A 5464-nucleotide genomic window follows, 5' to 3' on the forward strand; every position below is an offset into this window, starting at 1 on the left:
CGTGACGAAGAGGGGCGGATCGTCGGGGCCGGCGGCGAGGGCCAGGAGGACGACGACGCGCAGTCCGCCGCCGAAGCGGCCCTGTTGCACTTCTCCAGCCCGCGCGACGCCGCGACCATCGCGGCGTTCCTGCGCACCCGGGTGTACCGGCCGGAATCGCTGGTGTGGCTGAAGGGCTACCAGGCCCTGCTCCGGTGGCGGAAGGAGAACGAGATCACCGGCCTGTACGCCGTGCCCTATGACACCGAGGTCAAGGTCGGCGTTACCAAGGACTTCCCCCTGGGGCGGTGGGTCCACCAGCAGCGGAAGGCGCTGCGGGCCGGGGAGCTGGAGGAGCGGCGCAAGACGCTGCTGGACGCGCCGGAGGCCGGGATGGTGTGGGAGCCGGGCGAGGAAGCCTGGGAGACCAAGCTCGCCGTGTTCCGGTCCTACCGGCGCACCACCGGCCACCTCGCACCCCGGCAAGACGCCGTCTGGGACGATCCGGCCGGCGACGGGCCCGTACCCATCGGGCAGCACCTGGCCAACCTCCGCCGGACAGGCGGCCTCGGCAAGAACCCCGAACGAGCCGCCTTGCGGGCGCAGCAACTCGCGGCGATCGACCCCGACTGGAACTGCCCCTGGCCACTGGACTGGCAACGCCACTACCGCCACCTCGCCCACCTCGCAGAGGACGAACCCGGCGGAGTCCTGCCCGACATCGCACCCGGCGTCCTCATGGACAGCGACGACATCGGACGCTGGCTGAGGCGACAACGTCGGGACTGGAAACTGCTGGCCACCGAGCAGCAGGAACGACTGTCCAGGCTGGGCATACAGCCCGCCCAGGCGCCGTCTCCCGCCCCCGCGGCCCGGGGCGCGGCAAAGGGCCCGAGCAAAGCACAGCAGGCCTTCCAACGTGGCCTGACCGCCCTCGCCCAGTGGGTCGAACGGGAAGGCGCGGACCGGCCGGTCCCGAGGAAAGCGGTCGAGGTTCTGCCTGACGGGACCGAGACGAAGCTCGGCGTATGGGTCTCCAACACCCGCGCCAGACGCGACAAGCTCACCGGCGAGCAACTCGACGCGCTGCGGGAACTGGGCGTGGACTGGGCCTAGAGGTTGTGCACACGACTCGGAGTCAGCGGAGATTCGCACCGGTGTGCGATCTTATGAATGTGTATTGATCCAGTTGCAGGCTGTCTCTAGAGTGACGCGCATCGTGACAGAGAAGATGCCCCACTCAGCGGCTGGCCAGATGCTGGGCTACCTCTACCAGTGCGAGTGGGCGTTGGTAGAGCTGGCGCAGCGGTGGTTCAAGGACGCCGAAGCTGCGCTACGTATGGAAATGCTGGACGACATTGACCTGCTGCACGGGTCAGTTCCTGTCGAGCTTGTGCAGTCGAAGCATCATGGTGGTCAGGGTGAGATCGGCTCTACCAGTGCTGATCTGTGGCGTTCCATCAATTCCTGGTGCGATGCCTTGGAGATCCTCGGGGACGCGCCGCTGCCGCTGCTCCGCTTGGTTACCACGCAGCAGGTTTCTGCCGGGAGCCTTCTGGAGAAGTTGCGCGCTGATCCGCAGACGCGCGATGTAGCCGCAGCTCTAGCAGCTCTTGAGGAGCTCGCTGGTGATGCCGAGGGTCCGAAGACGACACGCCCTTGGCGGGAGCGCTTCCTCCGGTGCACTCCGGTGGTCCGGGAGGCGCTGGTTGGCCAGATCGTCGTGGACGATCTAGCGCCTCGAGTGTCAGAGGTGGACTCTAAGCTCCGTGAAGTGATCGGCGTATGGAAGACGGATCAGGGCCAGAGCCAAGAGATCCTGGAGGAGCTGAAGGGCTGGTGGTGGGGGGTCTCCAAAGAGATGCTCGACCGCTCCAACCCCAGCCGGAGGGAGGCTGTTTCGGCCGAGGAACTGCGCACAAAGATCGACTACGTGATGAGCAAGTACGCGCAGACCTCGTTGCCCATCAGCGACCGGCTGGAACGGCTCACCGAGGACGAGGTGGCCCGGTACAAGGACCGCGTCTTCGTTGCCCAGCTCCAGCTCCTGAAGCTGGGGCGCCGAAGCATCCGGTTCCATCTAGGCGAGTATCACCATGCATGGACCCATCGATCTCGCTGGCTCCACCGTCACTACGTCGCCCCGAGTGAACTCGATCAGTTCGAGTCAGATCTGCGGCGTGAATGGGAGCAGGTGTTCTCCAAACTCGCCGACGCCTTCGACGCTGGCAAGTACGGGGACGATGCGGTCAAGGCCGGTGTGGACATTCTGGACAAGGCCATGGCTGCCGTAGAAACACTGCGGCTGCGTCCGCAGGTGGAGAAGCGATGGGTCGCCCGCGGCACGCTTCACGCTCTGGCCGACCTGGCTACGCAGGATGACGAGCCGGTGGGCTGGCATCCCGACTTCGAGAACCTGCTGTCCCAGTCGTCTGATGCTGCTGACAGGGAGGAATAGCCATGTCGGCTCCCGCGCGTCAACTCCCTGAAGCTGCGGCACTGTTCAATCCTGCTTTCGGGGCGTATGTGCTGGCGCACTGTGTAGCGGCCCACATGGCAGCGGGCCCCAGTCTTCCTCTCCCCTTGCCGAGCAGCTTCCTGGTCCTTCCCCTGGTGCTGCCGCCGGACTCCCGCGCCGCGCTCCCGAGAGATGTCCGCACGCCGCTGGCCAGCTGGCTGGCTGATAATCCGATCCAGCGCGCGTCATACCCGCACCGCGCCGCCTCGCTAACGGATTACACCCGCGCATCCCAGCGGTTCGGCGTCCGGCACAACGTGTTGACGGTGCATTCCAGCGGCCTCGCAGTGACCAGACAGCCCAGGCGTCCCAACGCGAACAGTCATGGAGCGGAGCTCGTCGACTGCACACGCGCTGCGGCCCTCGTTGGCCGCTGGCTTGCAGCGACATCGCCTGCTACCGCATTCGCCCTGCTCGGGGTCCGCCCCTAGCTCTCCAAGGAAGCCACCTCAGCATGCATCTGCTCGCTCTGGCCCTGTATCACCGTGATGGCAGGCAAGCACCGCGCACCATTACCTTCAAACCCGGAGCCTTGAACATCCTCACCGGAGAGTCCGAGACCGGGAAATCGGCAGTCCTCGACATCATCGAGTACTGCTTGGGACGACAGCACATTTCGCTGCCAGAGGGCGTGATCACTCAGACAGTGGGCTGGTACGCGCTGCTCGTACAGATCGGCTCGACGCGCCTGCTCCTGGGCAGGCCCCGACCAGCGGGAGCCTCCACCAACAAAGCCATGCTGATCATCGGCAACCACACGCTCGAGCTGCCAGCAGGCGACCGTATGAGAGCGAATGCCGACACGGACGCGCTACGCGCAGAGCTCAGCGCTCGCCTGGGCATCGACGACTTCCGCTTCGAACCTCCGGCGGGCGCCGAACGCTACGCGTTCAATGTCTCCATCGCCCAGGCCGTTTACCTGTGCCTGCAAAAGCAGACCGAGATCGCCAACCAGCAGCTGCTGTTTCATCGCCAGTCCGAGCCCGGCATGGCGCAGATGATGAAGGACACGCTGCCGTACTTCCTCGGTGCGGCCGGACCGGAACAGGCCGCACGCCAACGACAGCTCGCGGAGGCCACCCGGGCCCTGCGGCGCGTCCAACGACAGATCGATGAAACCCAGCGCGACAACGAATCCACGAACGCCGCTCTGCACGGCCTGGCCCGCCTCGCCCAGGAGGCAGGGATGGTCCAGGGTGTGCCCGATCGCGCCTCTGCAGCGGAACTGAGCCTCCTGCTACGCGAGGCAGCGGACACAGTTGCTGATCCATCGACGCCTCCAACGTTCGGCGAAGACGGGATGCAAGAACGACTGGCTGCGGAGCGGCAGGCTCTGCGGGAACAACTTCACGACCTCAACGAGGCCGGCACCCTTCTCGACTCGTGGCAGCAGCAGAGTCAGGCCTTCACCGGAGAACTCCACACCCAGCTCGGCCGCCTCACGTCTCTGCAGCTCCTCAGCCCCGAAGACGCAGGGGCACCCGAGGTCTGTCCTCTGTGCAATCAGGCCTTGGAAGAGCCCGACCCCAATATCGAGCAGCTCAACGACCTCACACGCCGTCTCCAGCACGAGCTGACCGACGCAGAAGCACTACAACCATCGCGGACCCGTCACCGCCAGGAACTCAACGAGCAGATCGCAGACGTCCGCAGGCGCCTCCAGGCCAATGCGTCAGCGCTCCAGGCCTTGCAGGCCAGTAACCGCCGTCTCCAGGAGATCAATGACCAGCACGCGCGGCAGGCTCACGTGCAAGGTCGCATTCTCCAGGAATTGCAACGAACTACGCCGCAGTCGACAGACGAATCCGGATCGCTGCGCCGGCAGGCGGCTCGTATGCAGGAGCGGATCGCGGCACTGCAGGAACTGGTCGATGCCGACGACGTGAGGGCGGAAACGGAAAGCCGCCTCAGCCGTATCGCGCTGGACATGACGGAGTGGGCCCGCGAACTGGATCTAGAGCACGCAGACGAGGCAGAAGAGGTACGCATCAGCCTCTCTCTCCTCAACGTCGTCCTGCGCACTGAAACCAGTCGTATCCCCCTCACCCGAATCGGCAGCGCGAAGAACTGGATCGGGTACCACCTTGTCGCACACCTGGCCCTGCACACCTACCTACTCAAACACCATCGGCCCGTCCCGCACTTCATCATGTTCGACCAGCCCACCCAGGCATTTTTCCCTGAAGAAGTCCATGACGTGGGCACGCTCACCGACGCCGACTGGGAAGCGGTACGCAGCTACTTCTCCCTCATGCGAGACGTCGTCACCCGCAACGGTCAGGGACTGCAAATCATCGTCTGCGATCATGTGAACCTGCGAGACGATTGGTTCCGCGATGCCGTCATCGAGAACTGGCGCCAAGGCAAAGCCCTGATCCCCACGGACTGGATCACCGAGGGATAGGGCAGACCGGACCCGCCGGGCGGTCGAACCGGGCTAGGCGAGCAGCAGTGACCGCCCGCGTTGTGGAGAGCCACGTCGGCCGCACCACTCTCGCCCGCCAAGCGGGCGCTGCGGTCGCCTGCCTGCCTGCTCACGGCCGGGCGGCGCGGGCATCCCTGAGCGGGATTGTTTGCCGCCAGGGAGGGCAGCCGGGAGCAGCTGGGCCCGAGCTGGTGGTGGAAGCCGGCCGGCGTCGACGTCATCTGTGACGCATCCGGCCGGCGCGGCGCGGCATCCTCACGCTGGCACCGTGCCCGCCCGGCCTCTGCCCGGCGACGGCCCCCACCTGCCGCCGACACACTGACGAAGGCAGCCCCAGGCGATGATGCCTGGGGCTGCTGCTGTCCACGCGGGGCAGGCGCGTCTGGTTACTGACTTTGGAAGCGTGATGTCGTAGGGGGCTGACGGAGTGTGATCGCCGCGGTATGCGGGAGTGTTCAATGATCGGCGGATCCGATGATCAAGGAGACGCCTGATGAGCGACACCACCATCGAGCAGATAGCGGACGCGGATGTCGAGCCGG

General features: G+C 65.7%; 4 protein-coding genes. All 4 read left to right on the plus strand.

Annotated features, from left to right (window positions below; all coding sequences use genetic code 11):
- Positions 1-1095 (plus strand): helicase associated domain-containing protein (locus ACZ4V6_RS36360; RefSeq protein WP_467835519.1); only part of this gene is annotated, 1095 nt, incomplete at its 5' end.
- Positions 1096-1198: 103 nt separating this feature from the next.
- The gene (locus ACZ4V6_RS36365; RefSeq protein ID WP_467835522.1) at positions 1199-2437 is read left to right on the plus strand and encodes an ABC-three component system protein; all 1239 of its coding nucleotides are present in this window, start codon (positions 1199-1201) and stop codon (positions 2435-2437) included.
- A 2-nt stretch (positions 2438-2439) separates the two neighbouring features.
- On the plus strand, positions 2440-2928 hold the full coding sequence (locus ACZ4V6_RS36370) for a three component ABC system middle component (protein ID WP_121709953.1): 489 nt from the start codon (positions 2440-2442) through the stop codon (positions 2926-2928).
- 23 nt (positions 2929-2951) lie between these two features.
- Positions 2952-4901, plus strand: a complete 1950-nt coding sequence (locus tag ACZ4V6_RS36375) for a DUF3732 domain-containing protein (protein ID WP_467835524.1) — start codon at positions 2952-2954, stop codon at positions 4899-4901.
- Positions 4902-5464: the final 563 nt, after the last annotated feature.

This window comes from Streptomyces sp. NPDC029152 (genome assembly GCF_055564355.1).